The sequence below is a fragment of the Helicobacter canis genome, assembly GCF_008693005.1.
GTDB lineage: Bacteria > Campylobacterota > Campylobacteria > Campylobacterales > Helicobacteraceae > Helicobacter_B > Helicobacter_B canis.
In genome coordinates this window covers 189,316-207,971 of record NZ_VXKE01000001.1, presented here as the reverse complement: position 1 = coordinate 207,971, position 18,656 = coordinate 189,316, and the positions used below count along the sequence as shown (strand labels likewise).

Genomic DNA, 18,656 nt, shown 5'->3' with positions numbered 1-18,656 from the left:
TTTGATAGATTCTAGGTGTGTTAGGATCTTATTTGGCATATAGGGGGAGAATATGGTAAATGATATTGTGATTTTTGATACAACATTGCGAGATGGGGAGCAAAGCCCGGGTGCTTCTATGAATATGGAAGAGAAAGTAAAGATAGCTTTGCAGCTTGAAAAGCTTGGGGTTGATGTGATTGAGGCGGGTTTTGCGGCTTCGAGCAAAGGCGATTTTGAAGCGATTAGTAGGATTGCTGAAGTTTTAGAGCGCACTATTGTTTGCTCACTTGCGCGCGCCATTCCTAGTGATATTGAGCAAGCAGCAAAAGCTACGCAGCAGGCTAAAAGACGCAGAATCCACACCTTTATCGCTACAAGCCCTATCCATATGCAATACAAGCTCAAGCTCTCTCCAGATGCTGTGATGAAAAAGGCTATTGAAGCGGTGCGATATGCTAAGACTTTGTGTGATGATGTGGAGTTTAGCTGTGAAGATGCCTTGCGCAGTGATATGGGATTTTTGCGTGAGATTATCCCAGCTGTGATTGAAGCAGGAGCTAGCACGATCAATCTCCCTGACACCGTGGGCTATCGCTTGCCTGCAGAAATTGGAGCTTTTGTCGCTCAAGTGCATAGTTTTGTTAAAGATTCTGCAATGCTCTCTATGCACTGCCATAATGATTTGGGCTTGGCTGTGGCAAACTCCATAGCAGCCATTGGCTCTGGGGTTAGGCAAGTGGAATGCACGATAAATGGGCTTGGCGAGCGTGCAGGCAACACTGCCTTAGAAGAGCTTGTGATGATTATCAAAACACGCAAAGAGCTTTTTAGTGTTGATACACATATTAACACAAAAGAAATCTACCCCACAAGCAAGCTTGTGGCAGATATTACGGGGATTTGCCCACAGCCAAATAAGGCGATTGTCGGGAAGAATGCATTTGCTCACGAGAGTGGCATACATCAAGATGGGATACTAAAGCATAGGGAGACTTATGAAATCATCAAGCCAAGCGACATTGGTATGGTAGAATCCACTAGCCTTGTGCTCGGTAAGCATTCTGGGCGCGCGGCATTTAAGGACAAGATTGCTGATCTTGGCTTTAGCCTTAATGACGAAGAGCTGCAAGCAGCCTTTACGCGCTTTAAGCATTTGTGTGATAGCAAAAAAGAAGTGTTTGATGATGATATTCGTGCAATCATAGGAGAAGAGACTACGCATATTCCACAAGTTTTCACGCTCTCGCTTGTGCAAGTGAGTGCCTGCTCCAATGCCAAATATTGCGCTGCAGTAAGTGTTGTGCGTGATGGGATAGAGCTAAGTGATTCTGCGCTTGGCAATGGTGCGGTGGATTCTGTGCTAAAGAGTATTGATAGAGTTAGCGGGATAGCGGGCACGCTTAAGGATTATAAGGTAGAGTCTGTTACAAGTGGTAAAGATGCTTTGGCAAAAGTCGTTGTCAAGGTGGAGTTTGCGCAGGCAAATCGCGCGGTTATTGGGCACGGGATTGATGTAGATACGATGAGTGCCACGGCAAAAGCCTATATCTCTGCGCTAAATAGCTACCTATCTATGCGAGAATTGATGAACAATAAGTAGATTTTTGTGTTTATGGCGCAGTTTTAGATATTAGTGTGCTAGGCTGCATTGATAGATGAGATTATTGTAGCCAAAGATGTCGTGGGCTTGTGTATGGAGTATAAACCCAAAGCGTTCATAAAATCCCTGTAAGTTAGTGCAAAGATACAGGCTAGTAAATCCTTGGGCTTGGCAGTCATTTTTAGCTTGCTTGATGAGTGCGCTTGCGATGTTCTTGTTGCGATAAGGCTCTGCAACATAGAGAGCGATCAAAAATGGATATATATCCGCACAGGAGACAAAATCCTGCAATGCCACGCCCACGCAGCCTACAATTTGCTTATCCAACAAAGCAAAGAGAAAATGTGGAATAAAGCCTTTGGTATTTACGCTACATTGCAAGACTTCTTCATAGAATTTTTGTGTTTTTTCATCTGCCCACGCCTTGAGCAAGAAAGCTTGAGCTTGGTCTAATAAATGCGGGTTATCCCGCAAGGAGCAAATAGCAGGAGACAAGATCGCACCACCTTTTGTAGTCTCTAGTAGGGTGGATTACTTAGCAAAACATCTAGAGATTTATGTGCTTTTTAAAAAGTTTAGCACATAGTAGTAAGCTCGTGAGTGAAAGCTAGCTTCTATCTTCTTTGATTCTGGCGGCTTTGCCTTTGCGATCGCGCAGATAGTAGAGTCTAGCTCTTCTTACACGCCCTACACGAAGCACATTGATACTTTCAAGACTTTCACTATAAAGTGGGAAAGTTTTTTCTACGCCGATATTGTTCGCGCCGATTTTGCGCACGGTGAAAGTCTTGCCCACGCCATTACCACGAATGCAAATGCACACACCCTCAAAATTTTGGATTCTAGTCTTATCTCCCTCTACAATGCGGATCCCTAGCTTAATGGTATCGCCAGCCTTAAAACTAGGCACTTGCTTGTCTTTGATTTGAGCTTTTTCAAAGCTTTCTATATATCTATTTTTCATTGCGCACCCTTTGTGTAGTTTTCCATCGCTCAAATAAATCTGGTCGAAAATAGCGTGTCTTGCACAGAGCTAAATGGTTTTTCAAAGCGGCTATTTTATTGTGGTTTCCCTTTGAATACTCTGAAACAGGAGCAAAATCCTTAAAATTTTCGCTTGTGCGTGCAAAGACCGGTGCTTCAAGTAGGGAGTTTTCAAAGCTCTCGCCTTGAAGCGAGCTAGCATTGCCCAGCACTTGTGGAATCTGGCGCGCAATGCTATCGCATAAGCATAGTGCAGCAAGCTCTCCACCTGTTAAGATAAAATCCCCAATGCAAAACACTTCATCTGCATACGCCTCAATCACTCGCTCATCAATCCCTTCATACCGCCCGCACACAAAGACAATATGCTCCTTTGTGGCTAGGCGGATTGCATCGCTTTGTGTAAAATGCTTAGCGCAAGGAGTGAGAAATATAATGTGGGCATTTTTGGATTCTGCTTCTTGTGTGTGCTGCTGGCTAGCGGCGTGGTTGATCGCTCTTTCTAGCACATTGGGCAAGAGCACTTGCCCAGCTCCACCGCCAATTTGCGGAGCATCGACACTTTTGTAAGAATCAAGTGCAAAATCGCGCAGCTGGATTGTGCGCGTGGCAATTAAACCCTTTTCCCTAGCGATTTTTAAGATGGAGTCTTGAAAGTAGCTTTCAATAAGTGCGGGAAAAAGCGTGATGAAGCTAAAGGTCATTACATTACTCACAGAGTGATTTGGCATTTTGCGTGAAAACCCCGCCACTTTGCGTGGGGCTAGCAAGTGTGATGGTAAGCACATAGGTATCGATGTAGGGGATATAAAATATCTTGGATTTCTTTTTTGTCGCTTTGTTTGGCTTTGGGCTTGTTTGGCTTTGGGCTTGGCTATCTTGCTTGATAAGCAAATAGTCCGTAGTGCCAATGCGCTCTATGTCAATCACTTTACCTAGCACTTCACCTTCTTCGATCACTGCTAGCCCAATAATATCAAAGTAGAAAAACTCATCTTTTTTCAGTGGGCATTTTGCACGGGTTTCTTGCTTACTGGTGAAAAGCCTCACATTGACAAGCTCTTGCGCTTTCTCCCTAGAATCTACACCTTCAAAGGTGATGAGCATACTGCTGTGTCTTTTAGTGATAGATTCTACGATAAGTGTGCGGCTAGGCTTATGCGCTACGAGCATTGTGCCAGCTTGGATAAACTCTGCGAAATCGCTCATAAGGTGGAAAACTAGTGCGCCCTTAAGTCCTACTGCTCTGCCGAGCTTGCCTACTTCAATTGTGTGGCTTTGGGTTATGTGGCTTTTGTCTTGGGGGAGCTGCTGTGTGTGTTTTTCGGGAGACTTAGCTGTGCTGTCATAGAGAGTGGTATCCATAAGCTATGGCTGGCAAGGATGCACAGTGATTTTATAGGTCATTCCATCTTTTGCCTTACAGCCAGAGACAAAAGTCTTTAAAGAGACGATCATTCTGCCATCTTTGCCAATGACTCGCCCCATATCATCAAGTGCGACAAACACATCTAAGAGTCGCACGCCATCTTCTTGCTTGGATTGTATAGAGACTTGCTCTGGGAAGGCGACAATCTTTTTCACATAAGTTTCTAAAAATTTCTCAACCATAAGTCTCAAGTCCTTGAGAGTTGCAACGCTTGCCTGACTATTTTCCGCTCGCGAGCTTCTCTACACGCTCGCTCATTTTCGCACCTACACCCTTCCAATAGGCGAGTCGCTCAGTGTTAATTTTAATTGTTGCAGGCTGAGTTAGTGGATTATAGTAGCCAATGGATTCTATCCAGCCCCCATCGCGTCTCTTGCGAGAGTCTGTAACTACTACGCGATAAAATGGCTTTTTCTTTCGACCCATACGAGTTAGTCGTATCACAGTTGCCATATTTTCTCCTTAGATTATCAAGTAAAGTGCGGATTATACACACAAAAATATATTTTTACCCTTAAATGCCCGTTCTAACGCCTTACATTGCCTTTCATTTGCCCCATTAAGCCCATAAAATCCTGCATACCACCTTTTTGGCTAAGTTTCTTTGCCATTTTTGATGCCATATCAAATTGCTTGATGATGCGATTGATGTCGGCTACTTCAAGTCCAGCTCCCTGCGCTATCCGCTTGCGTCTTGAGCCATTGAGTAAGTCTGGATTCTCACGCTCCTTTTTCGTCATAGAATCTACCATCGCGCGGATATTTTTTAGCTCTTTAGAATTATCCAAATCCACATTTTTAAGCTGTCCAGCCACTTGGGAGAGACCCGGGATCATCGATACAAGCGAGCTCATTGAGCCAAGCTTTTTGACATTTTCGATTTGTGCTAAGAAGTCTTCAAAGCCAAACTGCCCCTTTTTGAGCTTTTTGCTAATGGATTTTGCTTCTTTTTCATCAATGATTGTGGCGGTTTTCTCTGCAAGTGAGACTATATCTCCAGCTCCCATAAGCCGCGAGACAATGCGATCAGGGATAAAAATGTCAAGATCGGGGATTTTCTCACCATTACCAATAAATCGTAGCGGGATTTGCAGCTGATAAGCGATATTTAGAGCGATACCGCCCTTAGAGTCGCTATCAAACTTAGTGAGAATCACCCCGCTAAGCCCCACGCGCTCGTGGAAGCTCTGCGCACTTCTAATGCCATCTTGCCCGCTAAGAGAGTCTGCTACATAAAAGATCTCATTAGGCTCTAGGCTCTTGCGTAAATCTTGCAGCTCGCTCATTAGTGCTTCATCAATCGCCAATCGCCCAGCAGAATCCACAATCATCACATCAAAGCCGCCTTGCTCTGCGCGCTTTTTGGCTGCTTGCGCCACTGCTACTGGGCTAGATTCTGCTGGATTTGGCATAGAATCTGGGCTAAAGACTTCTACTTCGATTTGCTCTCCTAGCACTTGGAGCTGCTTCACTGCTGCAAGGCGCGCTAAATCACAGGCTACAAGCAGCACCTTTTTGTTGCGTGTTTTTAGGTAGTTAGCAAGCTTGGCAGAAGTGGTTGTTTTCCCGCTGCCTTGCAAGCCGCACATAAGCACGATTGTAGGGGGTTTTGGTGCGTAGATGAAGCCATAATGTCCGCTTGTGGTTAGAATCTGCAGCAATGCAGCTTGCAAGGCATCTAAGAAGCTTTGCTTGCCTATGCCCTTCTCCCTTGTTTGTATAGCAATTTGATCAAGCAGAGATTTGGTAACTTTGTGATGGACATCATTTTTAAGTAGGGTTTTTTTGAGCTCATCTAGGGCGCGAGTGAGAGCCTTTTCATCATCGTTGAAACGGATTTTAGCCGTGATAGCGCGCAGAGAGCTGCTAAGCGTGTCAAACATCAATTCTCCTTCATTAGATTCTAGCTATTGTAATACAAGCCTACTTAAACTACTGCTTTATGCCTAAGTAGTGGCTTGATAGACAAAGTCTAAATACTCTTGGCTGATCTCATCAACAGCTATGGCGAGATACTGCGGCACTTCATAGCTATGGAGTGAGAGCAGCATTGCCTTTGTCTCTTCTAGCGCGCTTTTGGTGGTTTTAAGCCGCAAGAGATATTCTTTATCACAGCAGATTTTGCCATCAAAGCGATAAAGGCTCTGGATTTTGCTCCACTGTGCGCAGGCGATGAGATTGCGCTTTAGGAGAGCTTTGGCGATGGTCTTTGCCTCCTTTTTGCTACTTGTGGTGGTAAGAATTATATACATATCCATAGTATTGCCTTAGACAATCTCGTGCAAAAGCCCAACTGCTGCGATAACTAGCACGACCCCCACATAGCCTATGGCATTAAGCCTCTCTCCAAATAAGATTCTACCCCCAGCAATCGTGCCGATAATCCCTATCGCCCCCCAGCTAGAATACGCCACTGCAAGCTCCATAGAATCTAGGGCTAGCATAAGCAGATAAAATGCCCCAATCACCACGCCCACCGCTCCTAGCCCATAGCCCAGCTTAGAGAAGCCATTTGAGGCTTTAAGCAAGAGATTTGCCACCACATCAAGCACCGCTGCTGCACATACTAAGAAAAACCCAAAGAGCGCGCTATTAACAAGAGAGCAAGCCCAAGCAAGAGCTACAATACCAAGCAGCCCTGCTGCAAGAATGGCTAGGGCTTTTATAGATGGCGTAGTGTGCTCGCTAGAATCTATCTCGCCAAAGTTGATTAGCATAATCCCAGCAATCGCACACGCAATCCCAGCATACTGCACTAAAGCTAGATTTTCATCAAAATACCAAATCCCAATCAAAACAATACATATAACACCAAGCACTTCCCACATCGCATACGCTACGCTCACGCTTATGCGCTTAATGGATAGCCCAATGAAGTAGTAAGATACACAGATGAAAAAGGCTGTAACCAAAAAGCCATAGCTCATATTTTGCGCGAGTTTTAAAAAGCTTGAGCCTAGCACTTCTGTGATGATAGCAAGCAGTAGCCATAGCCACGCTAGAAGCTTAGGATTTAGATGAAGCATTGCGCACTCCTTGCAAATTGTTTTGCGAATTATTTCGTAGGTTGTTTTGCATAGCATAGATGATGACCAAAACCCCTAGGATAATCATTATCAAAGAGAGAATCTGCCCCATACTCAAAGAGCCAAATAGCCCAAGCTGCGGGTCAGGCTCTCTCCAATACTCCGCGACAAATCGCATAAGCCCATAGCTTACCCCATACACGCCAATAAGCGCATTTGTAAGGAGCTTTACGCGCGAGCTTATTATGATGATGACAAACACCACCAATCCCTCAAGGATCGCTTCTAGCAGCTGGCTTGGGTAGCGCAGCACGCCATCGACCAAAATCCCAACCTTTTGCCCAAAGGCGTCAGTCTCGCTCACCACTCGTCCAAATAGCTCGTGGTTTAGGAAGTTCCCCACACGCCCAAAGATATATGCTAAAGGCACGCTAATGGCTACTAAATCTAAAAGTGGCAGGAGTGCTACGCGCTTAGCTTTGATAAACACATACGATACAAGCAAGAAGCCAATCACCCCGCCGTGGAAGCTCATACCACGGATACCGATAAACTTCCCATCTATATCAAAGGGGTTAAAAATCTCTAGCGGGTGGGCTAGATACCAGAATCTATCAGGATCATAGATAAGCACATAGCCAATCCTAGCTCCTATAATCACGCCAATTTCTGCCCAAATGAAATAGCTATCTAAAAGCTGCTTTGATATAGGGAAGCGCGCTGGGTTTATGCGGATAAAAAAGTGCGCGACAAAAAGCGCGAACACCAGCGCACACACATACGCGATCCCATACCAATGCACACTAATGCCAAATATGTTAAATGCCACAGGATCAAAGTGCATATAAATCGTGTTCCAAAAGCTATAATGCTCTATCATAAGTATCCCTTAAGTGCTTTTATACACGCGCGGATCGTGCTCGATACTGACAGAAAATATCGTGGAAAACTCCACAGATTCTAGCAGCTCAAGCAGGTGGTAGTCATTGGTAGCAAGAGTAAAGTCGTAGTTATTGTAAAGCTTTAGCCGTAGTAAATGACCTAGTGCGTAGGTGTTAAAGGGGAAGGCATCAAGGAGCATAATGCGCCAAGAGCTAAAGCTCTTCTCGCTAGAATCTATATGCTCTGCAATAAGCCCATCAAGCTTGTGCGCAAACTCCAAATACTCTTCATAGGTTTTCACGCGCCCTTCACAGCACAGATACAAAATGTCATTTCTCTTTGCCGTGCTAAATTGCAAGATATTGTCCTTTGATTGTCATCGATATGGTGCGATGTCGTGCGGAAGTGATCATAAATTGCGGCGCATTGTAGCAGAAAATTTCCGCATATCGTTTAATGACCTTGTGTCCTAGATTATGGTGGTGGGCAAAATCGCGCGCGCTCTTTGGGGCATAGAGAGTGCTCTGGAGTATATGGGGCGTGGGCTTAGAGACTAGGTAGAATCTAGGAAGTGCTACAAGGTAGCTAAATGCAAGCTCAAGCGCGCCTTGTGGGAGATGGCAAGTGAATATGTGCAGGCTAGAATCTAGCGGGCGTGGGGAGCGGGAGCTTACTAAATGCGTATGCACCACATTAGCGTATAGGTTATTTATGCCGTATTTTAGGATATTTGTGCCTAGCTCCCAGAGTAGTAGATACACGCTATCGCGCCACTCTTTGGCTATGAGTAGGGAGCTAGATTCTAGTGCGCGCTCCAAATTAGCAAAGGCTAAAGGGCATTGGGGCTTCAAAGCTCTCTCCAAGCACGCAAATTGCTCTTGCGTGCAGCATAAGGCGCGCGGCATTTGCTCCGCCATAGAGGCTATCGCCTAGGATTGGGTGTCCTATATGGGCTAAATGCACGCGGATTTGGTGGGTCCTGCCTGTTTCTATCTGCACTTTTAGTAAAGTCTTTTTACCTACAATGGCTTCTGGGGTGATGTGGGTTATGGCAGGGAGTCCATCTTTATGCACCTTGCTTTTAGCACTTTTATCCTTTTTGGTAAGGATAGGGGCATTGATGGTGCTAGATTCTGGGACAATGCCGCTCACAAGCGCGTAGTAGGTTTTCTCTACCTTGCGTGCTTTAAAAGCGTGGATAATCTCTAGGGCTTTTTGGCTTTTTGACTTAGCAAGCAGTAGCACGCCACTTGTTTCTTTATCAAGCCTATGGAGTAGCTCATAGCCCTTAAAGCGCACTTGGATAGCATAGCTCTCAAGGAATGCTGGCTTATCGACCACGAGCAAATCGCCCTTTTGCTCGATTATACGCAGTGGCGCGACTTCTTGGACTTGGAAGCTTGTGCTAGGCTCAAGCAGAGTGCGTGCAAGGGTAAGTCGCTTGCCATTGGCACTAACAAGCCCACTATCGATGAGCGATTTTGCTTTGCTATGAGAAATGCGCTTTTGCAGGCTTAGGAGTTTGTAGGCTTTATCCATTATTGTCCTTATGTTGTGGAGATTGCTTTGGGTGCGTGATGATATGCACAAGCGAGAGAAGATCTATAGGCATAGGCTTATAGGCTGCTTTAGGCAAGCTTTGATGAGCTAGGAGCGTTGCTTCTAGCTCGCTTGCCTCACATAAGGTATAGCCATCAATGCAGGCAAAGAGAGCTTCTTGATTGAAAATCGCCTTGCCGCTGATAAGCTTAGTGTGGAAAAATGCTGGCTCAAGCGGGTTATGCCCCCCTGCTTGGATAAATGCGCCGCCTAAAATCACTATATCTGCTATGGCATAGCAGTTATTGAGCTCCCCTAGCGTATCAAGCAGCACGACATCAAGGCTAGAATCATTAAGCACTTGTGCGCTTTGCGTGAATCGCGCGCTTGCAAAGGGATAGGAAGCAAGTTGTGTGGCTACTTCGTCAAATCGCTCGGGGTGGCGCGGGGCTAGGATTAGCAGGCTAGAATCCACTTTACTAGATTCTAGCTTTTTAAGCGCGCTAAAGGCTTGCAACACCAGCTCTTCTTCACCTTGATGGGTTGAAGCAGCGACAATCACTAGGCGATTGCTGGGCTTAGGGTAGGTAGCACTTGTGGCAATCGGGCTTAGCAGCTTTAGATTGCCAAGCACTTCTATGTGGCGCGCGCCAAGGGTGCTAAGGCGATCTTTGTCGGCTTGACTTTGGGCAAAGACTCTATCAACACAGCTAAAAAGCACGCGGTAAAAGAATCTAAAGCGGCGGTATTTGGGATAGGAGCGCGTGGAGATTCTGGCATTTATAAGCAGTGTCTGCGCACCTAGTGTCTTGGCAGTGGAGAAAAGTCCAAGCCATAGCTCAGCTTCTGTAACGATCAGGCTTTGCAAGTCTTGTAGGCGGTGTCTATAAAAAGGGAGAAAGATTTCAAAAGGCAGGAACTCTACGCGGATTGTAGGCTCACTAGCATAAGTGCTTTGGGCGAGATCAAAGCCCGTTTGCGTGGTGGTAGTGAGCAAAATCCTGCGCTTGTGATTTGCTAGGGCTTGGATAATTGGAGCGAGAGATTTTATCTCGCCAAAGGAGCAGGCGTGTAGCCAAATATGCGGGCTAAAATCGTTGCAAAATCCGCTAGATTTCGGCATAAGCGAGCGCAAAAATGGGAAAAATCTAGCAGGGATTGAGTGGCGGTATTTGGGCTTAATGCTAAGGTAGAGAAGCAGTGGCATAAGCAAAAGCCACGCAAAAGCACAGAGTAGGTAGTAGAGAGCTATGCTTATGTGCTTTGGCTTGCTTGCCACGATTAAGATTCTAGGTAGAGAATCCTGCCGCAATGTGGGCAGGTGATAATATCAGAGGTGTGGGAGATGTCGCTTAAAAGTTTGTCGTTTAGGCGGATAAAGCAGCCCCCACACGCTTGGCGTTTGATAGGCACGACACTGGAGTTTTTCGCCCATTTGCGGATTTTCTCATAAAAGGCGATGATGTTTTGATCCATAGAAGTAATGCACTTTTCTTTCTTAGCAAAGATAGCTTGCTGGGCTTGCTTGACTTCTTCAATTTCCCCATCGACTTTGCGCTGCTCTTCTTCAATGCTAGATTCTAGTAGCACTAGCTGCTGGGCGATCTCCTGCTCTTTTGGCGTGTAGGATTCTAGCTCTTTGTTTAGGCGCGCTATCTCATTATTAGCGTGCTTGATTTGCTCCTTTGCTAAGTCTTCTTCAATGGCAAGCGTGCGTGCTTCTCTATCGGAGCAGCCATCTTTAATGCGCTGGGTGATAGACTCTAGCTTGGCAGTATTGTCTGTGATATTTGCTTCATTGCGCGCTATGGCTTGGGTGTTTTCATCTTTTGCTTCGCTAAGGCGTGATTGCGTGGCGATAAGCTCGAGCTTTTGGGCGATAAGTTCATCTAAATGCTCACGCTTTTGCTGCATTACAGGCACAAGAGCGTCGGCTTCTTTGTCGATTTGTGCAATTTGTATGAGCTGTTGCAAATGTTTGTTCATAAATGTCCTTATAGGTAAGAAAATGGGGAAAAGTTAGGCAGTATTGTAGCACCGAGATTCTTAATTTGCAAAAGGCTTTGCAGGATTTTTGCAAAATGCTTTTCACTTGCATAATGCTCCACATCGATGAAGCTTAGCCCATTGCTTTTGCCAATCATCGCATCGTGGTATTTAATATCGCCGCAGATTAGGCAGCTATTTGGCGTGGTGATCTCCCTAGCGTAGCTAGCCCCAGAGCCACAGACAATATAAATATGCTCTATACTCTCCCTTGCTTGCACAAAGCGGATATGCTCTAGTGATAGAATCTCCTTGCAAGTTTTAGCAAGCTCTAGTAGTGGCGTGGGTGGGATCTGGCAGTGCTGGGCTATGCCTTGCTCTGTGGTGGCAAAGCCTAGGATCTCTTGGGCGAAATAGGCGTTTAAATGCGTGTGGTCAAAGTTTGTGTGCATAGCGATGAGGGCGCAGTTTTTTTGCAAAAGCGTGGCGATTAGGCTTGCTGGGTAGGAGGCAGTGTCTAGGGATTTGAGCGCGGAGAAAATGATCGGGTGGTGGGTGATTAGCAGGGTATTTGGCTCTAAATTTTGCGCCATAGTAGAATCTAGCTCTAGTGCCAGCGCGATAGATTCTACCTCCTGCCCCATTGCTCCAATATTTAGCCCAGAGTTATCCCAGCTTGCCTGCAGGTTAAAGGGACTTAGCTCATCAAGGATCGCATAGATCTCGCCCACTTGCATTGGGGTAGCTAGAGTCTCTAGCATTGCTCTAGTCGCTTAGCGCGCTCTGGCTCCTGCTCTTTGTAGAGTAGGGCGCATTCTTTGGCAAGCTCGCGGATTTTTAGCACATAGCTTTGCCGCTCGGTTACAGAAATCGCCTTGCGCGCTAGAAGGATATTAAAATAATGTGAAGAGAGCATCACGCAGTCATAGGCTGGGAGTGGGAGCTTGGCTTCTAGGCAGACTCTAGCTTCATCTTGGGCTTTGGCAAAGAGATCAAAAAGCATTGGCACGCTGGCTACCTCAAAATGATAGCGTGAGAACTCATACTCACCCTGCAAATGCACATCTTTATAGCGCACGCCACTATCGTTCCACGCGATGTCAAAAATGGATTCTACCCCTTGGATATACATCGCAAGCCGCTCTAGCCCATAAGTGATCTCCACTGCCACAGGCTCGCACACAATCCCCCCCACTTGCTGAAAGTAGGTAAATTGCGTAACTTCCATACCATCAAGCCACACTTCCCAGCCAAGCCCCCACGCCCCAAGCGTTGGCGACTCCCAATTGTCTTCAACAAAGCGAATATCGTGGATTTGACTATCGATCCCTAAAAGCTCTAAAGAAGCTAGATACAAGCGTTGGATATTGCTGGGACTTGGCTTGATAAGCACTTGGAATTGATAGTAGCTGCCTAGGCGGTTTGGATTCTCCCCATAGCGTCCATCACTTGGGCGGCGCGAGGGCGCGACATACGCCACACTCCACGGGGTAGAATCTAGCGAGCGTAGCAAAGTGGCTGGGTGGAATGTCCCCGCACCTGCTGGAATATCATAGGGCTGGACAATCACGCAGCCCTGCTTCGCCCAGAACTCCTGCAAGCGCAAAATAATCGTAGAAAAGCTATATGCCATAGTGATCCTTTGGGCTAGATTTTAGGCTAGATATTATCCCAGCTGCTATCGCGCTTTCTCACGCTAGTTTGGGGCTTATGTTGTGGGGTAGTGGAGGGCGCAGAGTCCGTAGAATCCACAGAATGTTGAGGGCTAGATTCTTTGGCAAACGAGGATTGCAGGCTAGAATCCACTTTATCGCCGCTTGTATCATCGCTTGTATCATCGCTTTTGGGGGGTTTAGAAGCTTTGGGTGTGCGAGATTTGGGCGATTTTGGCGAGCTAGATTCTAGCTGCTGCAATGTGTCTATATAGGCTTGCTCGCACGCCAAAAGTGTGGGCAGCAGCGTGGCTTGGGGCTTATCCTTTTTACGCGCATTGGCACAGAGCTTTTGGATATGGGTGAAAAAGACTTGCTGCAAGCTTGCTTGAGTTTGCTCCTTTTGCTCGCTCAATACTTGCTCTAGGGTTTTTGCAGCTTTTAGTGCTTCATCGCTGCTAGGCTCTAGTGTTTCAAAGCTTTCATAAAGCGCGTTGAAGTCAGCATTATCAATCTCCAAAAACGCCGCAATATCTAGGATTATATCTTGCTCATCGTGGTTTAGCTCTCTATCGCTCCACGCTAGAGTTAGCAAAAGCTCGACAAACTGCAAACGCTTTTTATACTCGCCATAAGTATTGTCTAAAAAGATTCCAGCAAGATGAGCGATACTTGGCTGCTCTAGGGTGCTAAAATCTAGGCTAGATTGTTTGGCTTGGGCTGTGGTGTAGGCAGGTGCGTAGTGTGTGAGCAAAGCGCGTAGATTCTGCTCATACTCTGGCTTAGTGGAGTGCAGCGACAAAGAGCGGACAAACTCTTCTACAAGCCCTATTTGCAAAGGAGTAAAAGTGGATTCTAGCTGGCTAGGGTCTTGCTGGTTTGTGGGCTTTGCCTGCTTGCGCACTCCTGCTTGTAGCATATATGCTAGCAGTGTTATGCTAGCTCCTTCATAGGAGTTTTGCAGCTTTTGCTCTGGGGTTTGCGCGGTATAAGGGCTAGAATCTAGTGGGTAGGGGGTAGGGCTTGGCTCTTTTGTAGGGGGTTTTATCGTGGTTGGGTTTTTTAGGTATTCTTGTAGGGTGATGTAGAGATAATACACTACAACGCCCGCTAAAATTAGTAGTAAAATGCTCATATTAGTCCTTTGTGGTGTGGTTTTAGGATCGGTTTTTCATTCGCGCGTGGAATTCTTTCTGCTCTTGGGCTTCTCTATCTTGCTTTTCCTTTTTCAAGCGCGCTCGCTCTTCTTTTTGCTTTTGGGCTATGGCGAGTTTTTGCTCCTTTTGCTTGCGGAGTTTTTCGATGTATTCTTCGCGCTTTTCAGGGGATTGGAACTTGACAGGATTCATCAAAAGCACCGCTAGGACAAAGAGAAAAAGCACGATCGCTACGCCAGCTGACTCATTATCAATTTGATGCCAAGTGCCAGCGATGAGTGAGGCGATGAGAATCTTTAAAAATATCTTCACAAAATACCCTATGCAAGCTCTAAGGTGCGGTATTTTCTATCTAGCTTCTCTTGCATACCTAGCGCAAGTAGCGCGACTTGCGGTAGATAGAGTGTGGGGACATTGCTCGGGTCTCGCCCTATGCTTTTGGCACTTGCTTTTGCTAGGGTGGTAAATGCCCTAAATTGCCCAACATTAGAGACCACAAGCATATCTGCCCCCGCATCAATGCCAGCAAAGCGCGCTTTGGCAGACTCTTTCAAATACCCTTCGTAGTTGTAGGCTTGCAAATGTGAAAAGTCCTGCCTACTCTCTACAATATCTAGCCACTTGCCCCCAAGTCTGCTTGCGATGGGGCGATAGTGCGCGTGGAGATCTTCTGCCGCGCTAATAATCTCTTCTTGTGTGAAGTTTGGTCCTGATAAATGCTTAAATAAAGCCTTAGGAAACGCCATAATGCTAGGATCAAATCCATATATCATTTGCTGGTGGGTATCAAGAATATCAAAAGCAAGTAGGCTTGGGTATGCTGCAAGCTTAAGATGATTTAGGGGGGATTTTGCTTCCCATAGCTTGCTTTGGCTGCTTGCGATGATGTTTTTGATATGCTCCACAGGGCTTATGTAATAATCAACCTGCCCATAGAGTGCGCGCACTTCATCAAGCAAGGCTTGATCTCTTAAGAGCGCAGTTTGCGCAAGCAGCATAGAGTAGTAGCTCTGGCAATCGCCAACCACCAAAACTGCGCGCTCTTTTGCAGCAAGGGCGAGATTATAAGCGGCGCGCTTGATAAACTCCCTAGTATCCACTATGCGCCCAAAGTATCCACCAAGTGGGAGTAGCTTGCTTCTAGGCTTTATAAGTGGGTATCCCAAAGCTTGCAGTAGGGCTTTGGTGCTAGAGATAAGTGGCTTTGCGCTAGGGCTTGCATAAGCGTCAAACACCATAAATGCCCTAAAATCTTGGCTACTCTCTTTATCTGCTTCGCTCTTTTCTTGCGTGCTTGCTTGTAGGGCATTTAGTGCTTGCAGGGCAGAGCTTGGGATAGAATCTACCTTGATAGATTCTAGCTCATTGATCCACGCTCTCCCACAGCCGGGGCACTGCCCAAAGCGCACGACTTTATTGATAAGTGCGTGGATTGTGTGTGTGATATGGGGGGCATTGGGCTTGTTTATGTAGATAAGAGCTTCAATGGGTGTATAGCTCATCACCCCGTTTTGCGCGCTTGCTAGCGTGTGGATAAGGGTGTCAAAGTGCTTGGGATAGCGCGTAAGTAGCCAGTCTATGTAGAGGAAAAACCCATCACCTAGGTAGGAGTCATCGCTTTGGAGTGAGATGGTGTTTGCCCATAGGTATTTATACAGCTCATAGCGATCGCTTGGAGCGATGAAATCATACTTGCTAAAAAACCACTCATAGCGCGCAAACATCGCTTCTTTATCAAGGGCTAGGTCCTTGCTCACATATTTTTGGCTTAGTGGCTCAAGGTAGAGATTTGCCCCAAAATGCTGCACAAGCTTATAAAGTGGCACATCATCAAAGACACAAAGCCCCTGCACTCTAAGCCCCATTGATCTATCAAAGCCTAGATTCTCTATGGACTCAAGCGCGCTAAATAGCGTGAGATTGTGGTCATAGGCTATGGGGTATTTTTGGAAGTAGTATTCATAGCTTTCTTTGGCATAAAAGCGGAAGATGGATAGTTCTAATGTTTGCATAGTTTCACTCCTGTTTGGCTGGATATTATAGCAGGTTCTTTATGTGTATGGTTATTTAGGCTCATCGCTTTGCATAGCGAGCTGCTCAAAGACCTTGCGATTATGCGAGCTTTGCAAGATTGCCTGCAGGGACTGCTGCTCTTCTGGGCTAAAGAGATCGTGGCTAGGGTTTGTAGATTCTAGTGGGCTAGAATCTGCTGGGAAAATCAAGCTAGAATCCACGCGTGTAAAAAGCGCGCAATCCTCGTGTGAAGTGTCTTTGATGAAAATCTGGTAGATCCCACGCACGCGCACACTCACTAGCTCGCCATCGCCACCCGGAGTTAGCCCCACGACAAAATGCACTGATATTTGCCCTAGGGAGTCTTGGCGAATGTCTAATGACTCAAAAGTGCTGCCAGAGATGAGAAACTCTAAGCTTTTGCCCATTTTTTTTGCTTGCTCTTTGGCTAATGGTGGATCAAATCGCACCTTTTGCTCATCGCACAAAATCCCAAACTGCCTGCCACTTTGCTGCAAAAATGTCAGCATTTGCGCGCAATAGTGGTCATAGAGTATCTCAAATGCTTGGCTTGGCGTGTATTGCATAATGCTCCTTTATCGTTTTAGCTTGCGCACTTTGTAGCCACTAGCGTGCAAAAGCGAGTGGAATTCTTCTAGCATAGCGCGCACCTCTTGCATACCAATTTCCCAGAATCTATCGCTTTCTATATCAAAGCCAAATGCCTTGATAAGCTCGCTTGGTGCTTTGCTCCCACCAAGGGATAGAAACTCTGTATATGTGGCGACAAAGTCTTTGCATTTGCCACTTTTGTAAAGCCCAAAGAGTGCTAACACAAGCAGCTGCCCATAGCTATAAGCATAGCAGTAAAAGGGCGAGTGGATAAAGTGAGGGATATAGCTCCACCAGCGCGCGTAGTTTTTGGTAAGCTCTACGCTCTTGCCAAACATTTTGGCATTTTCTTCTTGCCAGATTCTATCAAAATCAGCGATTTGTAGCTCCCCATCTTTGCTGTGGATCGCTCGCTCAAAATTTGTCATCACTACTTGACGGAAGAGTGTGGAGAATATATCTTCAAGCTTGCCGGCATAGATTGGTAGCAGCTCTTGCTTACTTAGTGTGGATTTAAGATGATCAAAAAGCAGCATTTCTCCAAAGACGGAAGCAGTCTCTGCGGTGGTTAAGGGTGTGTCGTGGCTTAGTGTGCCTACTTTCTTGCTTAGCTCTTGGTGGATCATATGCCCAAATTCGTGCGCTATGGTGAAAGCATCCCTGCGATTACCTGTCCAATTAAGCAAGACATAAGGGTGTGCGCTAGGCACACTGCCGTGGCTAAAGGCTCCGCCGCGTTTGTTTGGCATAGGGTGGGAGCTTATCCAGCCTTCTTGCAGGGCTTTTTCAACGATTGTGCCAAACTCTTTGGAAAACTCCTTGTAAGTTTGTGTAACAAGCTCTATTGCTTGATTGTAGTGCATAGTGGAAGCGTGGGAAAAAAGCGGCGCATATCTGTCGTAGTCTTTAAGCTTTATGCCCATAAGGTCGGCTTTTATGCGGTAGTAGTCTTGCACGATGTGGTAATGCTTGGTTGTGATGTCTATCATAGAATCTACGCTTTTTTGCGTGATGTGGTTGCTTAGGTGGCGTGGAGCCTCCTTGCTAGGGTAGCCGCGTAGCTTTGTGGTAATGGCTACATCTTTGCGCACCATATTTAGGATATAGCAAAGCAGCGGGCTAGAGTCTTCTAGGCTTTTGGTAAAGGCTTTTTGCGCTTGCTTGCGCTTTTTGCGCTTGGGGCTATGAAGCTCTGCTAGCACTTCTTCTTCACTTTGCTTGTTTTTACCAATTTTTAATGCGCTTAAATGCTCATCAAAGAGCCTGCTAAAGGCATTGACCCCCACGCTTGAAGTAGCAATTAGGGCTTGCTCTGCACTTAAGGGAAGCTGATAAGGCTTAGCTTGCAAAAGTGTTTGCAAGTAGAAAGTATGCGTGTGTGCTTGCTTGATGAAAGCTTGCTGCACTTTAGATTCTAGCTCGCAAAACTCTAGCTCAAAAAACACAAGCAAGCTATGAGCATCGTTGCTCTTAAGCTCATATTGCGCGTAAATATCGCCCTTTTTTGTATCTTGCGCAAAGAGTAAAAACGCATAAGTCATCACCCTGCTAATGCGCTCGATTAGCTGCTCGTATGCAAGTAGTGCAGTGTAGAAATCCTTAGGAGTAAGCGTGGCTAAGGTGTTTTGGTAGTGCTCTTGGAAAGCTTTGGCTTGTTTGTAGGTGGTAGCAAGATATTGGCTTGCTTGCTCATTGTCTGCAAAAAGCGCGCTTAAATCCCAATTATGCGGGGTTTCTTTTGACTTTGGCGATTTGTGTAGCGTGTTGTGCTTGTGTGGTTTTGCCATTTGGTGT

General features: G+C 46.0%; 23 protein-coding genes and 1 pseudogene. 1 reads left to right on the top strand and 23 read right to left on the bottom strand.

All coding sequences use genetic code 11. The features are described from left to right. Nucleotides 1-52: 52 nt before the first annotated feature. Nucleotides 53-1,582 (top strand): 2-isopropylmalate synthase, encoded by a 1,530-nt coding sequence (locus F4V45_RS00995; protein ID WP_150336655.1) that lies wholly within the window; start codon nucleotides 53-55, stop codon nucleotides 1,580-1,582. 30 nt (nucleotides 1,583-1,612) lie between these two features. Here F4V45_RS00995 and F4V45_RS00990 read toward each other — a convergent pair whose 3' ends face one another. The 23 genes and pseudogenes from F4V45_RS00990 to F4V45_RS00885 all read right to left on the bottom strand — a co-directional run bounded on the left by F4V45_RS00990 (nucleotide 1,613) and on the right by F4V45_RS00885 (nucleotide 18,649). Further along, nucleotides 1,613-2,077 (bottom strand): GNAT family N-acetyltransferase, encoded by a 465-nt coding sequence (locus F4V45_RS00990; RefSeq protein ID WP_246144965.1) that lies wholly within the window; start codon nucleotides 2,075-2,077, stop codon nucleotides 1,613-1,615. Between the two features lie 112 nt (nucleotides 2,078-2,189). Further along, the gene (rplS, locus tag F4V45_RS00985) at nucleotides 2,190-2,546 is read right to left on the bottom strand and encodes a 50S ribosomal protein L19 (protein WP_023929088.1); all 357 of its coding nucleotides are present in this window, start codon (nucleotides 2,544-2,546) and stop codon (nucleotides 2,190-2,192) included. Further along, nucleotides 2,536-3,270, bottom strand: coding sequence for a tRNA (guanosine(37)-N1)-methyltransferase TrmD (gene trmD, locus F4V45_RS00980; protein WP_150336675.1), 735 nt, complete (start codon nucleotides 3,268-3,270; stop codon nucleotides 2,536-2,538). The genes rplS and trmD overlap by 11 nt, the downstream gene beginning before the upstream one ends. A 4-nt stretch (nucleotides 3,271-3,274) precedes the next feature. Then, nucleotides 3,275-3,931, bottom strand: a complete 657-nt coding sequence (gene rimM / locus F4V45_RS00975; protein WP_150336653.1) for a ribosome maturation factor RimM — start codon at nucleotides 3,929-3,931, stop codon at nucleotides 3,275-3,277. Nucleotides 3,932-3,934: 3 nt separating this feature from the next. Continuing rightward, entirely contained in the window at nucleotides 3,935-4,177 is a 243-nt protein-coding gene (locus tag F4V45_RS00970; RefSeq protein WP_023929085.1) for a KH domain-containing protein, read from the bottom strand. Nucleotides 4,178-4,214: 37 nt separating this feature from the next. Continuing rightward, a complete protein-coding gene (gene rpsP / locus F4V45_RS00965) occupies nucleotides 4,215-4,448 on the bottom strand; it encodes a 30S ribosomal protein S16 (RefSeq protein WP_023929084.1) in 234 nt (77 codons plus the stop codon). 74 nt (nucleotides 4,449-4,522) lie between these two features. Next, entirely contained in the window at nucleotides 4,523-5,878 is a 1,356-nt protein-coding gene (ffh, locus tag F4V45_RS00960) for a signal recognition particle protein (RefSeq protein WP_023929083.1), read from the bottom strand. Nucleotides 5,879-5,941: 63 nt separating this feature from the next. Next, a complete protein-coding gene (cutA, locus tag F4V45_RS00955) occupies nucleotides 5,942-6,253 on the bottom strand; it encodes a divalent-cation tolerance protein CutA (protein WP_150336652.1) in 312 nt (103 codons plus the stop codon). A 9-nt stretch (nucleotides 6,254-6,262) separates the two neighbouring features. Further along, a complete protein-coding gene (locus F4V45_RS00950) occupies nucleotides 6,263-6,622 on the bottom strand; it encodes an SMR family transporter (protein ID WP_246144969.1) in 360 nt (119 codons plus the stop codon). A 120-nt stretch (nucleotides 6,623-6,742) separates the two neighbouring features. Beyond that, nucleotides 6,743-7,021: pseudogene (locus tag F4V45_RS09535) on the bottom strand (DMT family transporter); the annotation flags it as partial. Next, nucleotides 7,002-7,901, bottom strand: a complete 900-nt coding sequence (gene lgt, locus F4V45_RS00945) for a prolipoprotein diacylglyceryl transferase (RefSeq protein ID WP_150336651.1) — start codon at nucleotides 7,899-7,901, stop codon at nucleotides 7,002-7,004. The gene lgt and the pseudogene F4V45_RS09535, both read right to left, overlap by 20 nt. A gap of 9 nt (nucleotides 7,902-7,910) precedes the next feature. Beyond that, the gene (locus F4V45_RS00940; protein ID WP_150336650.1) at nucleotides 7,911-8,261 is read right to left on the bottom strand and encodes a hypothetical protein; all 351 of its coding nucleotides are present in this window, start codon (nucleotides 8,259-8,261) and stop codon (nucleotides 7,911-7,913) included. After that, nucleotides 8,251-8,754, bottom strand: a complete 504-nt coding sequence (locus tag F4V45_RS00935) for a hypothetical protein (protein WP_150336649.1) — start codon at nucleotides 8,752-8,754, stop codon at nucleotides 8,251-8,253. The genes F4V45_RS00940 and F4V45_RS00935 overlap by 11 nt, the downstream gene beginning before the upstream one ends. Beyond that, complete coding sequence (locus F4V45_RS00930; RefSeq protein ID WP_150336648.1) at nucleotides 8,723-9,442, bottom strand: RluA family pseudouridine synthase; 720 nt, start codon at nucleotides 9,440-9,442, stop codon at nucleotides 8,723-8,725. Before F4V45_RS00930 ends, F4V45_RS00935 begins: the two co-directional genes overlap by 32 nt. Continuing rightward, the gene (gene waaA, locus F4V45_RS00925) at nucleotides 9,435-10,700 is read right to left on the bottom strand and encodes a lipid IV(A) 3-deoxy-D-manno-octulosonic acid transferase (RefSeq protein WP_456237430.1); all 1,266 of its coding nucleotides are present in this window, start codon (nucleotides 10,698-10,700) and stop codon (nucleotides 9,435-9,437) included. Before waaA ends, F4V45_RS00930 begins: the two co-directional genes overlap by 8 nt. A 23-nt stretch (nucleotides 10,701-10,723) precedes the next feature. Next, nucleotides 10,724-11,428, bottom strand: a complete 705-nt coding sequence (locus tag F4V45_RS00920) for a zinc ribbon domain-containing protein (protein WP_150336647.1) — start codon at nucleotides 11,426-11,428, stop codon at nucleotides 10,724-10,726. A gap of 8 nt (nucleotides 11,429-11,436) precedes the next feature. After that, nucleotides 11,437-12,189, bottom strand: a complete 753-nt coding sequence (locus F4V45_RS00915) for a Nif3-like dinuclear metal center hexameric protein (RefSeq protein WP_150336646.1) — start codon at nucleotides 12,187-12,189, stop codon at nucleotides 11,437-11,439. Next, entirely contained in the window at nucleotides 12,183-13,061 is an 879-nt protein-coding gene (glyQ, locus tag F4V45_RS00910) for a glycine--tRNA ligase subunit alpha (protein WP_150336645.1), read from the bottom strand. Before glyQ ends, F4V45_RS00915 begins: the two co-directional genes overlap by 7 nt. Nucleotides 13,062-13,087: 26 nt before the next feature. After that, on the bottom strand, nucleotides 13,088-14,215 hold the full coding sequence (locus F4V45_RS00905) for a TerB family tellurite resistance protein (RefSeq protein ID WP_150336644.1): 1,128 nt from the start codon (nucleotides 14,213-14,215) through the stop codon (nucleotides 13,088-13,090). Nucleotides 14,216-14,237: 22 nt separating this feature from the next. Beyond that, complete coding sequence (locus F4V45_RS00900) at nucleotides 14,238-14,549, bottom strand: hypothetical protein (RefSeq protein ID WP_023929070.1); 312 nt, start codon at nucleotides 14,547-14,549, stop codon at nucleotides 14,238-14,240. 8 nt (nucleotides 14,550-14,557) lie between these two features. Beyond that, nucleotides 14,558-16,249 (bottom strand): DUF5644 domain-containing protein, encoded by a 1,692-nt coding sequence (locus F4V45_RS00895; RefSeq protein ID WP_150336643.1) that lies wholly within the window; start codon nucleotides 16,247-16,249, stop codon nucleotides 14,558-14,560. Nucleotides 16,250-16,300: 51 nt separating this feature from the next. Beyond that, nucleotides 16,301-16,837, bottom strand: a complete 537-nt coding sequence (locus F4V45_RS00890; RefSeq protein WP_150336642.1) for a hypothetical protein — start codon at nucleotides 16,835-16,837, stop codon at nucleotides 16,301-16,303. 9 nt (nucleotides 16,838-16,846) lie between these two features. After that, entirely contained in the window at nucleotides 16,847-18,649 is a 1,803-nt protein-coding gene (locus F4V45_RS00885) for a M3 family oligoendopeptidase (protein ID WP_150336641.1), read from the bottom strand. Nucleotides 18,650-18,656: the final 7 nt, after the last annotated feature.